Annotated in this window: 1 protein-coding gene; it reads right to left on the reverse strand. The window is 72.8% G+C overall.

The window, feature by feature from the left end; translation table 11 throughout:
- Window positions 1–1,006, reverse strand: a 1,006-nt coding sequence (locus tag AB0N07_RS52370; protein WP_365848226.1) for an acyl-CoA dehydrogenase family protein, incomplete at both ends; no start/stop codon positions are given.

A 1,006-nucleotide genomic window follows, 5' to 3' on the forward strand; every position in this document is an offset into this window, starting at 1 on the left:
CGCCGAGGACCGGGCCAGCCGGGTCGAGGTGGCCTTGGCCATCGCCGCGTGCATCATCTCCATCCGCCCCTCCTGCCGCAGGGCGTCCACCTGGAGCATCATCCCGGCGGAGGCGGCCAGGTTGCCGGCGACCTCGGCGATCTGGGCCTGGATGAGCTGGAACGCGGCCAGCGGGCGACCGAACTGCTCCCGCCGCAGCGCGTAGGAGCGCAGCACGTCCAGCACGCCCATCTGCGCGCCGACGCCCTGCCAGCCGACCCACATGCGCGAGTCGCGCAGCAGGGCACGGGTGGCGGCGAAGGTGGTGGCGCCGGGCAGGATCGCGTCCGTGGGCAGGCGCACGTCCAGGGTGATGTCCGCGTTCTGCATGATCCGCAGGCCCATCTTCCCGCTGATCTTGGTGGCCTCGTAGCCGGGGGTGTCGGTGGGCACCACGAAGCCCTTGATCTCGCCGTCGGTGGTGTCGCGCGCCCAGACGAGCGCGACGTCGGCGATCGTGCCGGCCCCGATCCAGCGCTTGGCGCCGCGGATGACCCACTCGTCGCCGTTGCGGGTGGCGGTGGTGGCGAGGCCGCCGGCGATGTCCGAGCCGTGGTCCGGCTCGGTGAGGCAGAACGCGCCCAGGGCATCGAAGGATTCGAGGCGCCCCTGCCACGTGGCCTTCTGCCGCTCCGAGCCCAGGCCGGCGATCATGCCGAGGTTGAGCTCGTTGTGGATGCCCACGAGGGCGGACAGGGACAGGTCCACACGGGCGATCTCCGCGTGCACGAGCTGCTGGAACAGCGAGGACGAGCCGTCCAGGACGAGGCGCCCCAGACCCAGCTCGGCCAGGCCCGGCAGCAGGTCGAATGCGAACTCCTCGGCGTCCCAATACCGGGTCAGGTGCGGCCGCACGCGGGTCTGCAGGTGGTCCTCGATCGCGTCGAGCCGGGCACGCTCGGCCGACTCGAGGCGGTCCCGCAGGCGCAGCAGGTCCACGTGGGGCAGGCCGGGGGGGACGGCGGGC

The organism is Streptomyces sp. NPDC051172 (genome assembly GCF_040682555.1).
Lineage (GTDB): Bacteria > Actinomycetota > Actinomycetes > Streptomycetales > Streptomycetaceae > Streptomyces.